We start from the raw sequence: 17,736 nt of genomic DNA, 5'->3' as shown, positions 1-17,736 counted from the left end.
GTGGGCGCAACCCTACTCCTCCACCAGCGGTGGTGCAACAGCTTTGTCGCCTTATTCGTGACCCTTCAGCAGGGTGTCGTCCTTGCCGCCAGCGGGCGCAGGCGATACCAGGCCATACCGAGCAGCTCGCGCCAATACGTCTGGCTGCGATACAGGGCCGAGGGGCTCGGCAACCACATTACCGGCTGCGCCAGCTGGCGATGCACCTCGTCCGCGCCGCCCACCGGTGCCGGCACCACCTTGAGTCCCGCGCGCCGGAACACTGACTGTGCCCGCGGCATATGCCACCAGTGGGTAACCAGGTAGATCTCTTGGATATCGGCGTGCTTCAGAAGTTCAGCGCTGTTCACCGCATTCTCCGCCGTGGTGCGACTGCAGCCCTCCTGCCAGCGGGGCTCGACGCCCATGAGGCGCAGGGCGTCCGCCATCATCACGGATTCCGCAGCCTCTTCTCCAGCAAACACCGTGCCACCACTGGTCAGGACCGGCTTTGCCTCACGCCGGGCCAGCAATGCCCCGGCATGGGCCCGCTCGAGGCTGGTGGCAGACAGGCGCTCTGCGCCAGTTAGCGGGTTGCGCGCACGCCCTCCACCGAGTACGACGATCGCCCGCGGCGCGATCCCGGCTTCGGCCTCCGCCTGAAGCCCAGCCAGAATCAGGCCAAGACGCGCACTGAAAGCGGGCGTGGAGACCACCCAGAGTGCAAGGAAAGCAAGTGTGGCGAGGGTCATGGCAGTGTGGGGGCGCCGGTAGCGCAGGATAAACGCCAGCAGCGCCAGCAGCAGCGGTGCGGCCGGCGCCAGCAACAGGTAGTCCGACAGCAGTTTGGTGGCGGGCACAACAATTTCCTCACTCCGTCAGGCCACCGGTGATCTGGCGGAAACAGCCATAGCCACAGCGATGACAGGGCGTGATCGGCTCACCCACAGGCGGGGTAGCGCGATAGCCGCAGCCCATGCACTCGAGCTCCTCGCCCACCCCGACCTTTTCCCCGGCCAGCGCCCATGGCAGGCCATTCTTGATGCAGTACATCAGGGAGGGCCAGGCGGACTCCGTCGGGTCGGCGGCGCCCTGCAGCCAGTCCCCGGTACGTTCTTCCAGTGTCAGCAGCTCACCGGCCAGCTCACGCATGTAGGTGCCGGCGCGGTGCGCATCGTCCTTGAGCCAGGCCTTCAGGAATGCCAGCTTGTTGGCGGTAAGGTTCTCGACCCCCAGTTCTTCTTTCACCAGTTTCTCGAGATCCCGCTGTACCTCGTCGGCCAGCCCTTCATCGCCCTGCTCTGGTCGTTTTTTGCTCACCCGATATCCTCCCTGCTGATGTCCTGCCCGCTCCCTGCATGGCGCGCGGGCTGCTATAATCCGGCGTTTTCCCGACTGACAGTCAGTATAGGTGCAGCCCCCGATGGAAGAGCTTTATCGCCCGGCAGAGATTGAAGCCGAAGCCCAGCAGTACTGGGACCAGAACGCCAGCTTTGAGGTAACGGAGGATCCCGGCAAGGAGAAATTCTACTGCCTGTCCATGTTCCCCTACCCCAGCGGCAAGCTGCACATGGGCCACGTTCGCAACTACACCATCACCGACGTGATCAGCCGTTTCCAGCGCATGCAGGGCAAGAACGTCCTGCACCCGATGGGCTGGGACGCGTTCGGCCTGCCCGCGGAGAACGCCGCAATCCAAAACAAGACGGCACCGGCGAAGTGGACCTACCAGAACGTCGACTATATGAAAGGCCAGCTGAAAAGTCTCGGTTTCGGCTTCGACTGGTCGCGCGAGCTGGCCACCTGCCAGCCGAGCTACTACCGCTGGGAGCAGTGGTTCTTCACCCGCCTGTACGAGAAGGGCCTGGTCTACAAGAAGATGGCCACGGTGAACTGGGACCCGGTGGACCAGACCGTACTGGCCAACGAGCAGGTCATCGACGGCCGCGGCTGGCGTTCCGGCGCACTGGTGGAGCGCAAGGAAATCCCGCAGTGGTTTATCAAAATTACTGACTACGCCGAGGAACTGTTGGCAGACCTCGACAAGTTGCCGGAGTGGCCGGAGCAGGTGCGCACCATGCAGCGCAACTGGATCGGCAAGAGCCGCGGCGTAGACATGACGTTCGACCTGGCCAGCGAAGTGGCCGGCATCACCGCCTTCGATATCTACACCACCCGCCCCGACACCCTGATGGGCGTGACCTATGTTTCCCTGGCCGCCGAGCACCCGATTGCGCAGGCGCTGGCCGAGGACAACGCCGAGCTGGCCGCGTTCATTGCCGAGTGCAAGTCCCAGTCAGTAGCCGAGGCCGATATGGCCACCATGGAAAAGAAAGGCATGGACACCGGCATCAAGGCCGTGCACCCGCTCACCGGTGAGGAAGTGCCGGTGTGGGTCGCCAACTATGTGCTGATGGATTACGGCTCCGGCGCCGTCATGGCGGTACCGGGCCACGACCAGCGCGACTGGGAATTTGCCACCCAGTACGGCCTGCCGATCGTGCAGGTGATCGAGGCCGCCGATGGCGAGTCTGTCGACCTGACGAAGGAAGCGTTTGTCGAAAAGGGCAAGCTGGTCAATTCCGGTGAATTCGACGGGCTCGCCTTCAAGGCCGCGTTCGACGCCATCGCCGCCAAGCTGGGTGCCGCCGGTAAAGGCAAGGTGAGCACCAATTACCGCCTGCGCGACTGGGGCGTGTCCCGCCAGCGCTACTGGGGTGCACCCATCCCGATGTTCAACCTCGAAGACGGCGGCGAGATTCCGGTGCCGGCGCACAAGCTGCCGGTGCTGCTGCCGGAAGATGTGGTCATGGACGGCGTGCAGTCGCCGATCAAGGCCGACAAGGAATGGCGCAAGGACGAGCTGGACGGCGTTGCCGTTGAGCGCGAGACCGATACCTTCGACACCTTTATGGAATCCAGCTGGTACTACGCCCGCTATACCAGCCCGAACTTTGACGAGGGCATGCTGGACCCGACCGCCGCCAACTACTGGCTGCCGGTGGACCAGTATGTAGGCGGCATCGAACACGCCATCCTGCACCTGCTGTACGCGCGCTTCTTCCACAAGCTGATGCGCGACGAGGGGCTGGTCAACAGCGACGAGCCGTTCAAACGCCTGCTGTGCCAGGGCATGGTGCTGGCCGAGTCCTTCTACAAGGAAGGCGAAAAGGGTGCAAAGATCTGGGTTGCGCCGAGCGACGTGAATGTCGAGCGTGACGACAAGGGCCGCGCGGTGCGCGCCACTCACAAGGAAACCGGTGAGGAACTGGTGGCCGGTGGCGTGGTGAAGATGTCCAAGTCCAAGAACAACGGCATCGACCCGCACGCAACGGTCGAGCAGTACGGCGCCGATACCGTGCGCCTGTTCACCATGTTCGCGGCACCGCCGGAGCAGACCCTGGAGTGGCACGAGTCCGGCGTGGAGGGCGCGAGCCGCTTCCTGCGCAAGCTGTGGAAGACCGTGCACGCACACCTGGGCGCCGGTGAAATTGCCACCCTGGATCCGAACGCACTGAACGACAAGCACAAGGATCTGCGCCGCAAGACCCACGAGACCATCCAGAAGGTGTCCGACGATTACGGCCGTCGCCAGACGTTCAACACCGCCGTTGCCGCGGTGATGGAACTGCTGAACGAGACCGGCAAGCTGGCCGACCGCAATTCCGCCCAGGGCCTCGCCGTGGAGCGCGAAGCGCTGGTGGCTGCGGTACAACTGCTGGCACCGGTCACGCCGCATATCTGCCACAAACTGTGGGCCCTGCTGGGCCACGCCGATGCGCTGATCGATGCCGCCTGGCCGACCGTGGACGAGTCTGCACTGGTGCGCTCTTCCATCACTCTGGTGGTGCAGGTCAATGGCAAGGTACGCGCAAAACTGGAAGCGCCGGCCGATGCCGACAAGGCCAGGCTGGAGAAGCTGGCGCTGGCGGATGCCAACGTGCAAAAATTTATCGATGACAAGACCGTGCGCAAGGTAATCGTAGTGCCCGGCAAACTGGTGAACATTGTTGCCAACTAAGAGTTAAAAGGTCGGCATAGAGCAAACCCTTTCAAAACCTTTCCGGGCGGCGTTCACTAATTCCGAAAAGAGAACCCGCGAAGGCGGTTTTGAAAGGGTCTTGCCTGTGCCGGCAGGGCCTGTGTGCACCAGCGGGCACCTGTTTGAGTTAGTGTGGTTACCGGGACAAGGCAAGCCCTTTCGAAACCTTTCCGGGCGGCGTTCACTATTACAAAAAGAGAACCCGCGAAGGCGGTTTCGAAAGGGCTTGCCTGTGCCGGCGGACCCCAAGGACCCATAAAAAATATGAATAAAGTATTACTCGCCGTATTAATTTCCATGACACTGACAGCCTGTGGCTGGCAGCTGCGCGGCGCGCCCAAGAACCTGCCACCAGACAGCAGCATGTACGTGTACATGGAACAAGGCAGCTCGGACCTGGACATCGGCCTGCGCCGCCTGCTGGGCAGCGCCGGCATTTCGCTGGTGGATACCGCAGAGACTGCCGACTATCTGCTCACTGTACACGGAGAGCGCGAGAGCCAGCGTACGGTTTCCGTCAACTCGCGCGGCCGCGCCTCCGAATATGAACTGCTCTCCGAAGCGACCTACAGCATTCGCGACAGCAGCGGCTTCCTGCTGCTGGATCACGCGCGCGCAGAAGTGTTCCGCACCATCGACTGGAATGAAGACGAGGTGGTGAGCAAGGGCGAGGAGATGATCCTGGTCCGCACGGAAATGCGACGGGAACTGGTGAGGCGCATCATCGACCGCGTACGCCGCGTGGATCCGAACGCACCGCTTGAAGATCGCACTGACGAAACACTCTAATGGCCCGACTCTATCCAAACCAGCTCAAACAGGCGCTCAGGCGCGGCCTCGCACCCGTGTATGTGATCAGCGGCGACGAGCCGCTGATTGTGCAGGAGTGCTGCGACCAGATCCGCGCGGCCGTCAAGGCGGCGGGCTTCAGCGAGCGTCAGCTGATGCACGCAGAAGCCGGCTTCGACTGGGGCGAACTGCTGGAAAGCGCCGGTGCCATGTCCCTGTTTGCGGAAAAGAAACTGGTCGAACTGCGCATACCCAACGGCAAGCCCGGCGACAAGGGCAGCAAGGCCCTGCAGGAATACCTGCAGCTGGCGGGCGACGATAGCCTGCTGCTGGTGGTGTTGCCAAGACTGGAACGCAGCTCGCTGAACAGCAAGTGGGTCAAGGCCCTGGAGCAGCGCGGCGCGCTCATTCAGGTGTGGCCGGTAGAACCGGCAGAGATGCCGCGCTGGATCCACCAGCGCCTGCAATCGGCAGGCCTCAATGCCGAGCCGGAAGCCATCCAGTTGCTGGCAGAGCGGTCCGAGGGCAACCTGCTGGCCGCCGCGCAGGAAATCGAAAAGCTGAAACTGCTGTGTACCGACAACCAGCTGAGCGCCGATGCGGTACGCAGCGCTGTGGCCGATTCAGCCCGCTACGATGTCTTCGGCCTGATCGACAAGGCACTCGCCGGCGACTCCGCGGGTGCCATCAAAACGCTGCAGGGGCTGCGCGGCGAAGGCACCGAAGCGCCGATCATCCTGTGGGCGCTGGCGCGCGAGGCGCGCACCTTGCTGGAACTCAAGGACATTGTGGATCGCGGCCAGGCCATCGACCGCCAGGTAAAACTTAAAAAACGGGTGCCACTGCTGCGCAACGCACTGCAACGACTCAGTGACAGCGACCTCGAGGAAATCCTTGTCGCCTCGCGCCGTATCGATGCCGGCATCAAGGGCGACGCGAGTGTGGATGTGTGGGCGGAGTTGCGCCAGGCTGTGCTGGTCATGGCCGGGGTCAGGCTGGCGCTGTAACCGGAGCTTCCCCCGCTTCAGCATCGCTTCACGGCCGCTCCGCCTGGCAATGCCAGCAGACTTCAAACGCCTGCGCATTGGCCTCGCCGCAGCGCGGGCAATGCCAGTCCACCCCCGATGCCGCCTGCGAAACCTGTGCGATGATCTTTTCTGCTCGGGTGTAGTCCCGCTCGTCCACTACCCACACCTCCGGCCAGGTATCGAATACCGGCAGATCCCCGCGACCACCGCCGGCATATTCGTTTTTCATGCGCACCTCGATACCCTCGCGCTCCAGCAGTGCCTTGATATTGCCAGCCATGAGGATGTTTTCGTGGGTATATACCAGCTTCATTTTCGCTCTCATTTTCATGTATTATTACCCGCCAACTGACTAATTTTTAGCCGGCAGGTCAGCCACAGGAGAACGCATGACCACATCCACCTCCCAGAAAGAACTCCAGCCAGGCGCCTCCGGCAAAAAAACCGCTTTCACCCGGTTCCTCGATACCGTCGAATGGCTGGGCAACCTGCTCCCCCACCCGATCACCCTGTTTGCCCTGTTCGCCCTCGGTGTGGTTGTACTGAGTGGTATTGCATCCTTCTTCGGTCTATCAGTCGTCGACCCGCGCCCGGAAGGCGCCGCCGGCCGCGCCGCCGACGGTGTTATCAACGTGGTCAACCTGCTGTCCGGTGAGGGTCTGAGGACAATTGTCACCACACTGGTCACCAACTTTACCAGCTTCGCACCGCTGGGTACCGTGCTGGTTGCCCTGCTCGGTGTCGGCATTGCGGAGCACTCCGGCCTGCTGTCGGCGGCCGTGCGCGGCATGGTACTGAAGGCCTCCAAGCGCACCGTGACCGTGATCGTGGTTTTCGCCGGTATTATCTCCAACACCGCCTCGGAGCTCGGCTACGTGGTACTGATTCCGCTGGCGGCAATGATCTTCCACTCCCTCGGCCGCCACCCGCTGGCGGGCCTCGCGGCCGCGTTTGCCGGGGTATCGGGCGGCTACAGCGCCAACCTGCTGCTGGGCACCATCGACCCTCTGCTGTCTGGTATCACCGAATCCGCCGCGCACATGATCGACCCCACCTATGTGGTTGGCCCGGAAGTGAACTGGTATTTCATGATCATCAGTACCTTCCTGATTACCACGCTGGGCAGCTGGGTGACCCTTGCCATCGTGGAGCCCAAGCTGGGCAAATATGACAACAGCGAAGCCTCGGTGGACCTGTCCCAGGACAAGATGGGCGAGCTTACCGCTGATGAAAAGCGCGGCCTCAAATACGCCGGGCTCGCGGTCCTGGGTGTGTGCGGTTTGCTGGCACTTACCATCGTTCCCGAGTGGGGCGTGCTGCGCCACCCGGAAACCGGCGCTGTTGCAGGCTCCCCGTTCCTGAAGGGCATTGTGGCGCTGATCGTGGTGTTCTTTGCGGTGCCGGGCTTCGTGTACGGCAAGACCGTCGGCACCATGAAGAACGATCGCGACGTGATCAACGCCATGTCCAAAAGCATGGGCACCATGGGCATGTACATTGTGCTGGTGTTCTTCGCCGCGCAGTTTGTGGCCTTCTTCAAGATGACCAACCTGGGAACCATCTTTGCCGTACTTGGCGCCGAGGCCCTGCAGAGTATCGGCCTGACCGGCCCGATCCTGTTCCTGTTCTTTATCATGATGTGTGGCGTGGTAAACCTGAGCCTTGGCAGCGCCTCCGCGCAGTGGGCGGTTACTGCGCCGATCTTCGTGCCTATGCTGATGCTGCTGGGCTACGCACCGGAAGTGATTCAGGCGGCCTACCGCATCGGCGACTCCGTCACCAACATCATCACGCCGATGATGAGCTACTTCGGCCTGATCGTATCCTTCGCCACCCGCTACAAAAAGGATCTGGGCATGGGTACGCTGATCGCGACAATGATCCCCTACTCCATCTTCTTCTTTATCGGCTGGACGGCCCTGTTCTTCCTGTGGGTGTTTGTCGCCGGGATGCCGGTAGGACCGGGGGCGGCAACTTACTTCACGATGTAAGGCAGACCCGGGACATAAAACTACTTGGTGAAGCGCGTCGCCTGCGCTTCCCAGGGATTGTCCGGCCACGGATGCTTCGGATAGCGCCCCTTCATGTCCTTTTTCACATCCTGATAACTGCCGTTCCAGAAGCCCTCCAGGTCCTGGGTGATCTGGAGCGGCCGGCGCGCCGGTGACAGCAGGTGCACCAGCAGTTTTACCTTGCCGTTCACTACCGTCGGGGTTTGGCGGCATCCAAACATCTCCTGCAGCTTCACTTCCAGCACCGGCGGGCTCTGGCAGTAGTCGATCGCAATGCTGGAACCGGATGGCACCTGCAAGCGCTGTGGCGCAAGCTCGCCCAGCTGCTGCGGCAGCGGCCACGGCAGCAGTGCCTGCAGTGCCCCCTGCAAATCGACCCGCTTGAGGTCTGCCAGTGATTTCACATCGCCGAGGAAAGGGCCCAGCCAGGATTCCAGCTCACGCAATAACGCCGCGTCGCTCAGGTCCGGCCAGCATGTGTCGCCTGTGGTCGCGCGCACCAGCGCCACCCGCGCGCGCCACTGGCGCAGGCTGTCTGTCCACGGCAGCAGCTGCAGGCCCTGCTCACGAATATAATTCACCAGCGCCCGGGTCTTGTGGGCCTGGTCCAGGTTACGCAGCGGCCTGCTCGACAGGATGATCCTGCCGATATGGCGCCTTGCTTCGGCCACCATGCGGCCCTGCTGCCAGGCCACTATCTCGTCCTCGTGCAGCAGTTCCGCCAGCGCGGTTTCAAACAGCTCCGGGTCCAGCGCCGAGGCCGCGAAAATGCGGTCCTCACGCTGCCCGGCGATGCCGCCAATCTCGCCCACCGCCAGCCATTCGGTCCCGGCCAGAGCGTCCCGGTCCGCCAGTTTCGCGGCGCGGCCATTGGCGAGCAGGTACTGATGGCGACTGCCCTCGCGCAACCGCGCGATCCGATCCGGGTAGGCACTGGCCAGCAGAAAGCCAACAGACTGTACCTGCGTTACCGTGGCCGCTTCGAGTTTACGAATGTCTTTCAGCATCCCGGCATACTGCTTTGCCTGGGCCTGGACCCGCCGCAGCCAGCCCTGGTGCTGACGCTCGCAGTGACGCGTGTTGTCGATGACTTCGAGCGCAAAGTGGATATCGGCACCACCGCCGAGGGGATTACGCTCGCCGAGGAACGCCGCCAGCTGCGCGGCTTCCCCGGCAAAACCGGCTTGCGCACCGATCACCAGCATATGTGCGAGGCGCGGGTGCGCGGGTAACGCTGCCACCTGCTCGCCATGGGGCGTCAACTGCTCCCCACTGGCCACCCCCAGCTCCTGCAACAGTGCCAGCGCCTGCGCGCTGGCACTCGCGGGTGGCGTATCCAGCCACTCGAGTTCGGCGGGATCAGCAACACCCCACTGCAACAACTGCAAGACCAGCGGCGCCAGGTCCGCCTGCAGGATTTCCGGTTCCGCGTGTGGCACCAGCTGGGCCTGCAGCGTTTCGCCCCAGAGACGATAGCAGCGCCCGGGTGCGAGGCGACCGGCACGACCCGCGCGCTGGGTTGCCGAGGCCCGTGATATGCGTTCCGTGGCCAGGCGGGTCATACCGGTGCGCGGGTCGAATTTGGGTTTGCGCGCAAGGCCGCAATCCACCACCGTGTTGACGCCCTCGATGGTCAGGCTGGTTTCGGCAATGTCCGTTGCCAGTACCACCTTGCGCTGAAAAGGCCCGCCGGCAGGCAGCGGCGCAATGGCCTGCTGCTGCTCTTTTGGCGGCACCCCGCCGTGCAGCGGCAGTAGCGCGGTGCCCGCGTCCACCCTGTCGCGCAGAGCCGATTGCACCGCGCGGATTTCACGCTGCCCCGGCAGGAACACCAGCACATCGCCGGTATTTTCTTCCAGTGCCCGCAATACCAGACAGGGTAAACGTTCCTCGAGCCGCTCATCGGGCTTGAGGGCACGATCGTAAACCATCTCCACCGGGAAACTGCGGCCCTCACTTCGCAGCAGCGACGCATCGCCGAGCAGGCTTGCCACCGAGGCGCCGTCCAGGGTTGCCGACATCACCAGCAGCTTGAGCGGGGTTTCGCGAAACAGCTCGCGCGACTGCAGGCACAGGCCAAGGCCGAGGTCGGAATGGATATTGCGCTCGTGGAATTCGTCGAAGATCACGCAGGCAGTATCTGAGAGTTCCGGATCCTGCTGCAGGCGGCGGGTGAGGATACCCTCGGTCACCACCTCGATGACGGTGGCGCGGCTGGTCTTGCGCTCGAGTCGAATGCTGTAGCCCACCGTCTCACCGACACTTTCGCCCAGCAACTGTGCCATGCGCTCCGCCGCCGCCCGCGCGGCCACACGGCGCGGCTCCAGCACCAGGATCTTGCGCCCATCGCGCCACGGCGCATCGAGCAGCGCCAGCGGAACCGTTGTGGTCTTGCCGGCACCGGGCGGCGCTTCCAGCACCAGCTCATCGCCCTGCTCGAGCGCTTCGCAAATAGCGGGCAGCACCGCGGCAATGGGTAATTTCTTGTCTGCCATAAACATGACGCGAATTATATAAACAAAAAAGCCGGCGTTAGCCGGCTTTCTCGTTTATTCCGTTTTATTCCTTGACCACCCTCAGGTAGGGCTCGTCCGAACGGAAGATCAGGCCGTGAATCTCCGTGGAGGTCTGCCCCTGCAGCAGTTTCTGCAGGAATTTCACTATCTCCTCCGTGATCTCCTGGCCCGGAACCAGTACCGGGATACCCGGCGGGTAAGGCACGATCTCGTCCGCACTGGTGCGGCCCTTCAGGTGCTCGAGGGCATTCTCATTGTTCGCCAGGGAAATCTCCTCGCTCTCGGCGAAATAGGCATCCGCCGGCAGGCAGGTGAAACGCGAGAATTCCGGCAGCGGCCGCGGGCTGGTCAGGTGCGTATTGTGGCGCGCGCCGTCCGCCAGTTGCTGCAGGGCGTGAATCAGGCGCAGCAGCTTGCTTTCGGTACTGCCAAGGGTTACCAGCACGGAAACCGTATTGGCGGTGGCCTTCTCCACCTGGATACCAAACTGGTCGAACAGCTTGATCTGCAGCTCGTTGCCGGAGTAACCCGAGCGCGAGATATCGATCGTCACCTTGGTCGGGTCCAGGCCAATATTGTCGTTCGCCAATGCCTCCGGCACCAGGTCTTCGCGGCGCAATACACGGAAGATACCGGTCTCATCCACCTCCCGGCACAGGGTTTCCACCATCTCCAGGCTGCGGCTGAGACAGCCGTAACCTTCCATGGCCATCTGCTTGCGGGCCACATCCAGGCTCGCAATCATGGAGTACTGCGGGCTGGTGGACATATGCATATTGAGGTTTTCACGGAAGCGGTGCTCATCGAAATCCGGATCACCAACATGCAGCATGCTTGCCTGAGAAAATGCTGACAGCATCTTGTGGGTGCTCTGGGTCACATAGTCCGCACCGCATTCCAGCGCCGTCGGGCGCAGCGCCGGGTGGAAGTAACCGTGCGCGAACCAGGCCTCATCCACCAGTACTTTCACCCCACGCTCGTGGGCGTATTCGATGATCGGCTTCAAGTCGTAGCGCAGGCCGTCATAGGTACAGGATGTCAGCACCATCAGGCGCGCATCGGCGTGTTCATCCAGCGCCGCGAAGATATCCTTCTGGGCAACCGGGCCGTAGATGCCAAACGTCGGGTGCAGCGTGGACTTCAGGTACACCGGCTCCGCGCGATTCATGATGACCGCATGGTGGACCGACTTGTGACAGGCCTGGTCGACGATGATCTTGCCACCGCCACCCAGCACCTGCTGGATCACCACCTTGTTGGCGGTAGAGGTGCCATTGGTGAGGAAGAAGGTCTGCCTGGCACCAAATGCCTGTGCCGCCAGGTCCTGCGCTTCCTGGATAATGCTGTGCGGTTCCAGCAGGCTGTCCAGCACCTGTACCGACACGGAAAGGTCCGTATTGAACACATGCTCGCCCATAAAGCGGTAGAAATCACCGACCCACGGGCTCTTGCGCAGGCTGTCGCCACCACTGTGGCCGGGTGTGTGCCACGCGTCCTTCGCCTTGAACACGTAATCGCGCAGCGTATCGGCGAACGGGGTGGAGGCGCGCTTCAGGATAAACGCCTGCACCAGCCGGAAGATCCGGTTGAAGTTGCACTCACCGCGGTCAAACAGCTCGTCGAAATGCTTCTCCAGCCCCGCCAGGCTGCGGCGCTCACTGGCGATCAGGAAAACATTGATCTGGGTGCGGATACTGTGGGCCAGCTCCACCAGTACACCGGCATTCTTGCGCCCGGCTTCACCGCTGCCGGCATCCACAAGGATTGCCTGCAGCTGTTCCTCGTCGCGCAACAGCGCTTCGGCATTACTGCTGTCCACCGCGACAAAGCGGATATCCAGCGGGTTTTCGTGACGCGCGGCAGTGACATTGAGGGAGTGCACCCAGTTATTGGCCAGTACACTGTCATCACTGGCCAAAGCCACTACGCAGGAAACGGGCGGAAGGGGGTTGATTTCGTTCTGGTCTACATCGACAGGCATGCTGATTCTGGTCCCGGCGGCTCACCCCCGGGGCCTTCTGAGGGACCTGCGGTTTACGGGTGAGGATCTGCTATTAAAACGCCAATAGTAACAATTCGTCGCAGGCCGCCGCCAGCAGAAAAGCACAGGAGTTAATGCACAGAAACAGCGTCAGGCCTTGGCGGGCAGGCGCATGTCCAGGTGCGGGATACCATCCTCATCGTAGGGCTCGGAGCAGGCAACAAAGCCGAATTCCCGGTAAAAGCGCTCGAGATAACATTGCGCGCCGATCTCAATGGCGCTGGTGGGATAGTATTCCCGGCAGGCCGCGATAGCGCGCTCGATCAACGCCCGCCCGAGGCCGCAGCCGCGCGCCACGTCACTGGTCAGGACACGGCCAAAACTGGCTCCCTCATAGCTGGCGCCTGGCGCCAGGAGGCGCGCGTAGGCCAGAACCTCACCGTCCGGCCCCCAGCCAATCAGGTGCATGGCATTTTCGTCCTTGCCATCGATATCCTGGTAGGCGCACAGCTGCTCCACCACAAACACCGCCGAGCGCGCGGCAAGGATACGATACAGCTGCTGGTTGGACAGCTCGGGAAAAGTCACCAGCTGCCAGTGGCACTCGCGCGCGCACCTCGGTCGAACATCCCTTTCCCGTGAAACCATGCAAGCGCCCGTTGAGTGAAGTGACAGGGTGGAGCCGACCGGTAAAGGGACGGCTCAAAGGCGCATTATGACGCAGCGCGGGTCAGGCGAACAACGATGGCTGCGCGGTGGACCACTCCAGGTTTTCGAGTCGCACATTCCAACGGCGACCCGTCGTACTGGTAAAGTCATAGCCAAGCAACAGGTCGTCGCCGGCGATATAGCAGCAGGTTTCGGCATCGGCAGAATCGCCGCAATAGAGATAGGCGGATACCGGCCAGGCCACATCGAAGTCCGGAATCCGGTGATTATCCGGCATCGGCCGACCGGGACGGCGATGACTGATTTCCGGCTCCAGCAACTTGCCCCGCGCCGACGGATCGACAATGCAGGGAATCACCAGGTCTGCGCCGGTATCGCGGCCCGCCAGCAGGCGCACCAGCGGCCCCATAAAGATGCGCAGCAGCGGAAACAGGAACAGGTTGCCGCCGGACAGGAAGCGCTCCTGCGCCCCGTTGGGACCGTGCCATTTCGCGACGATGCCATCGTCCTGCTGGTAATAGTGTGCGCCCACTTCGCCGAGGGCATCGCGCCAGGCAAACTCGCACTCACGCACGCCTTCAGGGCCACAACGCGCATCCACACGCAGCCCCTGGGGCTCGCCTGCCAGCATACGCTGACCGGAAATCACGCGCTGTCCATCATCGTCATTTCCGAGCTGCCAGAATTCCTGCACCGCCATGGTGCGCCCATCACACCAGTAATGGTACTGCCCCTGCGCGAGTCTCTGTGCTACCTGAAAAGCCATTCTTCCCTGCCGGTTGCCGTTCCTTTATCGTTTACCGCTTAAGTATTGCAGAACTGACCGGCCCCACACGCAATTTCGCGCCGGCGACACCAATCAGGACGGATCACTGAAATGCTCAACAAATATTTTATCTATGCCTTTTTCTGCCTGCTCATGTGCGGATCGACAGGCACCCTGGCCACGGAAGATAAGGCAGTCAGCACAGTGCTGGACAGCTATCACCGCGCAGCGGCACAGGCGGATGGAAAAACCTATTTCAGCCTGATGGCGGAGGAGAGTGTATTCATTGGTACCGACGCCACCGAGCGCTGGAGCAAGCCGGCATTCCAGGCCTTCGCGGAGCCGTACTTTTCAAAAGGCCGCGGCTGGGAGTATGTCCCGCAGGAGCGCCACATCAGCTTCTCTCCGGATGGAAAAGTTGCGTGGTTCGACGAGCTGCTGAACAACGAAAAATACGGGCTTTGTCGCGGCAGTGGTGTACTGGTGAAGGAAGGCGGGGAGTGGAAAATCACCCAGTACAACCTGCACTTCCCGGTCCCGAACGCCATTGCCAAGGATGTGGTCAGGATGATCCGCGAGCACAAGCCAGAATAATTTTTCTGGCGAAATATTTTTCAGGACAGGTACTTGTGCCAGAACTCAGCCTGTCCGTACTCCTCATCCAGATTGTAGGGCTTGAACCCCACACTGCGGTAGGCAGCCTTCGCCGGTAGGTTGCCCTGCACCACCTCCAGCGTCACCTTGCAGCAATTTCTTGAGCGCGCCACTTCGTCAACTTTGTGCAGCATCGCCGCCGACAGTCCACGCCCGCGAAACTGTGGCAATACAACCACATCGTGGATGTTCACCAGTGGCCGCGCAACAAATGTCGAAAAGCCCATAAAACAGTTGACCAGCCCGGCCGGCTCGCCATCGACATAGCCAATCAGGCTGAAAGCACCGGGCATGGACTGCAGCCCCGGCACCAGCTCCTCGCGGGTGCTCTCGGGCAATGGCTCACCACCACCCATCGGGTCGCGCGCGTAGGCATCCAACAGCTCCACCACCAGCCGGGCATCAGCTGGATCCGCGTAATCGGCAAGGTTTACCTGCAGCAGTGCTGATTTTTGTTCTGTCATCTTTCCACCCCTGTGTACTACACCCGCCCGGAATCAGGCGGAAAACTGGCGCCGGTATTTCAGCACGCGCAAGCGCTGGCGCCTGGCCCACTGCAGTTTTTCACGCCGCAGGCGGCTGGCTGACTTGGTGCGCTGCACGGCCTTCGCGCGCGATCGCGTCGAACGAAACCTACTCATATTCCCTCATGCTCCCCAATTCCCCGCTACGCTTTTTGCGGAACTTTGTATTGCCCAATGCCGGCAAATTCGCAAGCCGGTGCCGGGCCTGCAGACCGCGGTATTACCTCTTTGCGGTAATTTACCGCTTTCCGGAAACCGGCTATCCTGCGCCAACTCAGAAATCAGCGGCCAGAAACCAGCGCCCAGGAATCAAGGGAGAGACTCGTGCCCCTTCTCAATGATCTGTTTGACAACAATCGCGAATGGTCTGAATCCACTATCCGCGAAAAACCGGATTTCTTCCGCAAACTGTCCAAGCAGCAATCTCCGGAGTACCTCTGGATCGGCTGCGCCGACAGCCGCGTACCGGCCAATGATATTGTCGGACTGTTGCCCGGTGAGCTGTTCGTGCACCGCAACGTTGCCAACCTGGTGGTACACACGGACCTGAACTGCCTGTCGGTACTGCAGTATGCAGTCGAGGTCCTCAAGGTCAAGCACATCATTGTCTGCGGCCACTACGGCTGCGGCGGCGTGAAGGCCGCCTATGAAAACGCGCGCTTCGGCCTGATCGACAACTGGCTGCGCCACATCCGTGATATTCGCGACAAGCACCAGCCGCTGCTGGCGAATTTCGCGCAGGAAAAACATGTCGACCTGATGTGCGAACTCAACGTGCTCGAACAGGTCGTGAATGTGTGCCAGACCAATATTGTCGAGGAGGCGTGGGAGCGCGGCCAGCCGCTCAGCGTCAACAGCTGGATCTACGGCCTCGAAGACGGCCGCCTGCGCCAGCTGGCGCCATCCATCACCGGCCCGGACAAGGTCGCCCCCTGCTACGAGACTGCGCTCAAGGGCGTGGCAGAAAAATACCAGTAGAAAATACCCGGAAAGCCGTGGCCGGGACTGGCCGCGGCGTGACCAGCCACGTAATATGCCGTCAGGTTCGGGGGCAATCCCATGCCCCCGCGCAATCAAAACGATTAACGAAACTAGACGGATAATTGCAGCGTGAAACGCTGCCGGAGTGGTTATGTCGGAATATCGCATTTGGGAGTGCCTGGTCTGCGGCTGGATCTACGACGAGAGCAAGGGCTGGCCGGACGACGGCATTCCTCCCGGCACTCGCTGGGAAGACATCCCCGACGACTGGAGCTGCCCCGAGTGTGGCGTCGGCAAGGAAGACTTCGAGATGATCGAGGTCCGCTCTGCCGCCACGGACACCAAACCCGCAGCGCCCGCTGCAGCAAAGACAGCCTCCACAGCGGCAGAAACGACACCTTTCCGCACCTGGGAATGCACTGTTTGCGGCTGGGTCTACGATGAGGCCGAAGGCTGGCCGGACGATGGCATAGCACCCGGCACGCGCTGGGAAGACATTCCCGACGACTGGACCTGCCCGGAATGCGGTGTCGCCAAGCAGGACTTCCAGATGGTACCGCTGGACAGCGGTGCAGTCATCGCCAGCAAACCCGCCGCCGGCGCACCCATCGTGATCGTCGGCAGCGGCCTCGCCGGTTACAACCTCGCCCGGGATATCCGCAAACTCGACAGCGCAACGCCCATTACCATGATCACCGGCGATGACGGCAGCTTCTACTCCAAGCCCATGCTGTCCACTGCGCTCGCACAGGGCCGCACACCGGAGCAGCTCGCCAACGCCAACGCGGACCGCATGGCCAGCGACCTGCACATGGAAATTCGCACCTTCACCCGGGTAACCGCCATCGACCGCAGCGGGCGCAAGCTCAGCCTGGAGACTGCAAGCGGCACCGAACAACTCCAGTACGGCAAGCTGGTACTGGCCTGGGGCGCGGACTGCATCAAGCCGCCCATGGACGTGCAGGCGCCGGCGCGGGTATTCCATGTCAACGACCTCACCGACTACAGCCTGTTCCGCGCGGCACTCAAGCCTGCCGCACGGGTGCTGGTGATCGGCGCCGGCCTGATCGGCAGTGAATTTGCCAACGACCTGATCCAGAGCGGACACGCCGTTCAGGTCGTGGACCCGCAATCAACACCCGTTGCCAGCCTGCTGCCCCCCGAGGCTGGCCAGGACCTGCAGCAAACCCTGGGCGCCGCCGGGGTGGAGTTCCACCTCGGCACCGTGGTCGAGCGCATCGAGCATGCCGACAGTGGTGTGCGTGCCCACCTGGATACCGGCGCGGTGATCGAGGCGGACATCGTCCTGTCCGCCGTGGGTGTGCGCCCGCGCACAGAGCTGGCCGCGAGCGCCGGCCTTCGCGTCAATCGCGGCATCAGCGTGGACCGCCACCTGCGCACCAGCGACCCCGACATCTTCGCCCTCGGCGACTGCGCCGAGGTCGACGGGCACGTACTCTATTACGTCGCGCCTCTGGTGGCCTGTGCACGCGCGCTGGCTCGTACCCTGTGCGGCCATCCGGTAGAGGTGCATTACGACGCCATGCCGGTGGCCATCAAGACCACCCTGCGCCCGACCGTGGTGTTGCCACCACCGCGTGGCGCCAGCGGCCAGTGGCAGGTACAGGCAGGCGATGATGGCGTGCACGCAGAGTTTCGTGACACCTCCGGCAAACTGCTGGGCTTCGCCCTCACGGGTGCCGCTGTCGCCGCCCGGGAGGCATTGACCCGGGAAGCCCCGGCCCTGTTCGACTGACAGTCCGGGCATTTTTCCGCCAATTCGTGTAGGCTACGC

The 17,736-nt window shown here is 62.3% G+C and carries 16 protein-coding genes; 7 read left to right on the top strand and 9 right to left on the bottom strand.

Going from position 1 to position 17,736, the window contains the following annotated elements:
• Positions 1-65: 65 nt before the first annotated feature.
• Together QSJ80_RS04100 and QSJ80_RS04095 are read right to left on the bottom strand one after the other, a co-directional pair.
• Positions 66-839, bottom strand: a complete 774-nt coding sequence (locus QSJ80_RS04100; protein ID WP_285763026.1) for a YdcF family protein — start codon at positions 837-839, stop codon at positions 66-68.
• Between the two features lie 10 nt (positions 840-849).
• Complete coding sequence (locus QSJ80_RS04095) at positions 850-1,299, bottom strand: zinc ribbon-containing protein (protein WP_285763025.1); 450 nt, start codon at positions 1,297-1,299, stop codon at positions 850-852.
• Between the two features lie 103 nt (positions 1,300-1,402).
• Here QSJ80_RS04095 and leuS point away from each other — a divergent pair, with 103 nt between their 5' ends.
• The 3 genes from leuS (at position 1,403) to holA (ending at position 5,817) form a co-directional block, all read left to right on the top strand.
• Positions 1,403-4,000 carry a leucine--tRNA ligase gene (gene leuS, locus QSJ80_RS04090; RefSeq protein ID WP_285763024.1) on the top strand — a complete coding sequence of 866 codons (2,598 nt, stop codon included), beginning with the start codon at positions 1,403-1,405 and terminating at the stop codon, positions 3,998-4,000.
• A 285-nt stretch (positions 4,001-4,285) separates the two neighbouring features.
• Positions 4,286-4,810 carry an LPS-assembly lipoprotein LptE gene (locus QSJ80_RS04085; protein WP_285763022.1) on the top strand — a complete coding sequence of 175 codons (525 nt, stop codon included), beginning with the start codon at positions 4,286-4,288 and terminating at the stop codon, positions 4,808-4,810.
• Positions 4,810-5,817, top strand: a complete 1,008-nt coding sequence (holA, locus tag QSJ80_RS04080) for a DNA polymerase III subunit delta (protein ID WP_285763021.1) — start codon at positions 4,810-4,812, stop codon at positions 5,815-5,817. Before QSJ80_RS04085 ends, holA begins: the two co-directional genes overlap by 1 nt.
• Positions 5,818-5,845: 28 nt before the next feature.
• On the opposite strand, the gene QSJ80_RS04075 is transcribed toward holA, so the two are convergent.
• On the bottom strand, positions 5,846-6,151 hold the full coding sequence (locus tag QSJ80_RS04075) for a putative signal transducing protein (RefSeq protein WP_285763020.1): 306 nt from the start codon (positions 6,149-6,151) through the stop codon (positions 5,846-5,848).
• Positions 6,152-6,227: 76 nt separating this feature from the next.
• On the opposite strand from QSJ80_RS04075, the gene QSJ80_RS04070 reads away from it, so the two are divergent.
• Positions 6,228-7,829 (top strand): AbgT family transporter, encoded by a 1,602-nt coding sequence (locus QSJ80_RS04070; protein ID WP_285763019.1) that lies wholly within the window; start codon positions 6,228-6,230, stop codon positions 7,827-7,829.
• A 20-nt stretch (positions 7,830-7,849) separates the two neighbouring features.
• On the opposite strand, the gene hrpB is transcribed toward QSJ80_RS04070, so the two are convergent.
• The 4 genes from hrpB to QSJ80_RS04050 all read right to left on the bottom strand — a co-directional run bounded on the left by hrpB (position 7,850) and on the right by QSJ80_RS04050 (position 13,782).
• Complete coding sequence (gene hrpB / locus QSJ80_RS04065) at positions 7,850-10,345, bottom strand: ATP-dependent helicase HrpB (protein WP_285763017.1); 2,496 nt, start codon at positions 10,343-10,345, stop codon at positions 7,850-7,852.
• 64 nt (positions 10,346-10,409) lie between these two features.
• Positions 10,410-12,347 (bottom strand): aminotransferase class I/II-fold pyridoxal phosphate-dependent enzyme, encoded by a 1,938-nt coding sequence (locus tag QSJ80_RS04060; RefSeq protein ID WP_285763016.1) that lies wholly within the window; start codon positions 12,345-12,347, stop codon positions 10,410-10,412.
• A gap of 150 nt (positions 12,348-12,497) precedes the next feature.
• Entirely contained in the window at positions 12,498-12,935 is a 438-nt protein-coding gene (locus tag QSJ80_RS04055; protein WP_285763015.1) for a GNAT family N-acetyltransferase, read from the bottom strand.
• A gap of 142 nt (positions 12,936-13,077) precedes the next feature.
• On the bottom strand, positions 13,078-13,782 hold the full coding sequence (locus QSJ80_RS04050) for a hypothetical protein (protein ID WP_285763013.1): 705 nt from the start codon (positions 13,780-13,782) through the stop codon (positions 13,078-13,080).
• Positions 13,783-13,893: 111 nt separating this feature from the next.
• On the opposite strand from QSJ80_RS04050, the gene QSJ80_RS04045 reads away from it, so the two are divergent.
• Positions 13,894-14,376, top strand: coding sequence for a nuclear transport factor 2 family protein (locus QSJ80_RS04045; protein ID WP_285763012.1), 483 nt, complete (start codon positions 13,894-13,896; stop codon positions 14,374-14,376).
• A gap of 20 nt (positions 14,377-14,396) precedes the next feature.
• Here QSJ80_RS04045 and QSJ80_RS04040 read toward each other — a convergent pair whose 3' ends face one another.
• Positions 14,397-14,900, bottom strand: coding sequence for a GNAT family N-acetyltransferase (locus tag QSJ80_RS04040; RefSeq protein WP_285763011.1), 504 nt, complete (start codon positions 14,898-14,900; stop codon positions 14,397-14,399).
• Positions 14,901-14,933: 33 nt separating this feature from the next.
• On the bottom strand, positions 14,934-15,077 hold the full coding sequence (locus QSJ80_RS04035) for a hypothetical protein (RefSeq protein ID WP_285763009.1): 144 nt from the start codon (positions 15,075-15,077) through the stop codon (positions 14,934-14,936).
• A 207-nt stretch (positions 15,078-15,284) separates the two neighbouring features.
• Here QSJ80_RS04035 and can point away from each other — a divergent pair, with 207 nt between their 5' ends.
• Both can and QSJ80_RS04025 read left to right on the top strand, forming a co-directional pair.
• Complete coding sequence (can, locus tag QSJ80_RS04030; RefSeq protein ID WP_285763007.1) at positions 15,285-15,938, top strand: carbonate dehydratase; 654 nt, start codon at positions 15,285-15,287, stop codon at positions 15,936-15,938.
• 154 nt (positions 15,939-16,092) lie between these two features.
• Positions 16,093-17,697 (top strand): FAD-dependent oxidoreductase, encoded by a 1,605-nt coding sequence (locus QSJ80_RS04025; RefSeq protein WP_285763006.1) that lies wholly within the window; start codon positions 16,093-16,095, stop codon positions 17,695-17,697.
• Positions 17,698-17,736: the final 39 nt, after the last annotated feature.

It is taken from the genome of Biformimicrobium ophioploci, from assembly GCF_030270605.1.
Classification (GTDB): Bacteria; Pseudomonadota; Gammaproteobacteria; order Pseudomonadales; family Cellvibrionaceae; genus Biformimicrobium; species Biformimicrobium ophioploci.
Note: the sequence above shows the minus strand (reverse complement) of the source record. Positions and strands in the feature narration are given on the sequence as shown.

Bases quoted from the DNA above. Each gene is read 5' to 3' on its own strand.
- QSJ80_RS04025 (WP_285763006.1), top strand. From the start codon at position 16,093: ATGTCGGAATATCGCATTTGGGAGTGCCTGGTCTGCGGCTGGATCTAC.
- QSJ80_RS04075 (WP_285763020.1), bottom strand. From the start codon at position 6,151: ATGAAGCTGGTATATACCCACGAAAACATCCTCATGGCTGGCAATATC.
- QSJ80_RS04040 (WP_285763011.1), bottom strand. From the start codon at position 14,900: ATGACAGAACAAAAATCAGCACTGCTGCAGGTAAACCTTGCCGATTAC.
- holA (WP_285763021.1), top strand. From the start codon at position 4,810: ATGGCCCGACTCTATCCAAACCAGCTCAAACAGGCGCTCAGGCGCGGC.
- QSJ80_RS04035 (WP_285763009.1), bottom strand. From the start codon at position 15,077: ATGAGTAGGTTTCGTTCGACGCGATCGCGCGCGAAGGCCGTGCAGCGC.
- leuS (WP_285763024.1), top strand. From the start codon at position 1,403: ATGGAAGAGCTTTATCGCCCGGCAGAGATTGAAGCCGAAGCCCAGCAG.
- hrpB (WP_285763017.1), bottom strand. From the start codon at position 10,345: ATGGCAGACAAGAAATTACCCATTGCCGCGGTGCTGCCCGCTATTTGC.
- QSJ80_RS04060 (WP_285763016.1), bottom strand. From the start codon at position 12,347: ATGCCTGTCGATGTAGACCAGAACGAAATCAACCCCCTTCCGCCCGTT.
- QSJ80_RS04085 (WP_285763022.1), top strand. From the start codon at position 4,286: ATGAATAAAGTATTACTCGCCGTATTAATTTCCATGACACTGACAGCC.
- QSJ80_RS04070 (WP_285763019.1), top strand. From the start codon at position 6,228: ATGACCACATCCACCTCCCAGAAAGAACTCCAGCCAGGCGCCTCCGGC.
- QSJ80_RS04045 (WP_285763012.1), top strand. From the start codon at position 13,894: ATGCTCAACAAATATTTTATCTATGCCTTTTTCTGCCTGCTCATGTGC.
- QSJ80_RS04050 (WP_285763013.1), bottom strand. From the start codon at position 13,782: ATGGCTTTTCAGGTAGCACAGAGACTCGCGCAGGGGCAGTACCATTAC.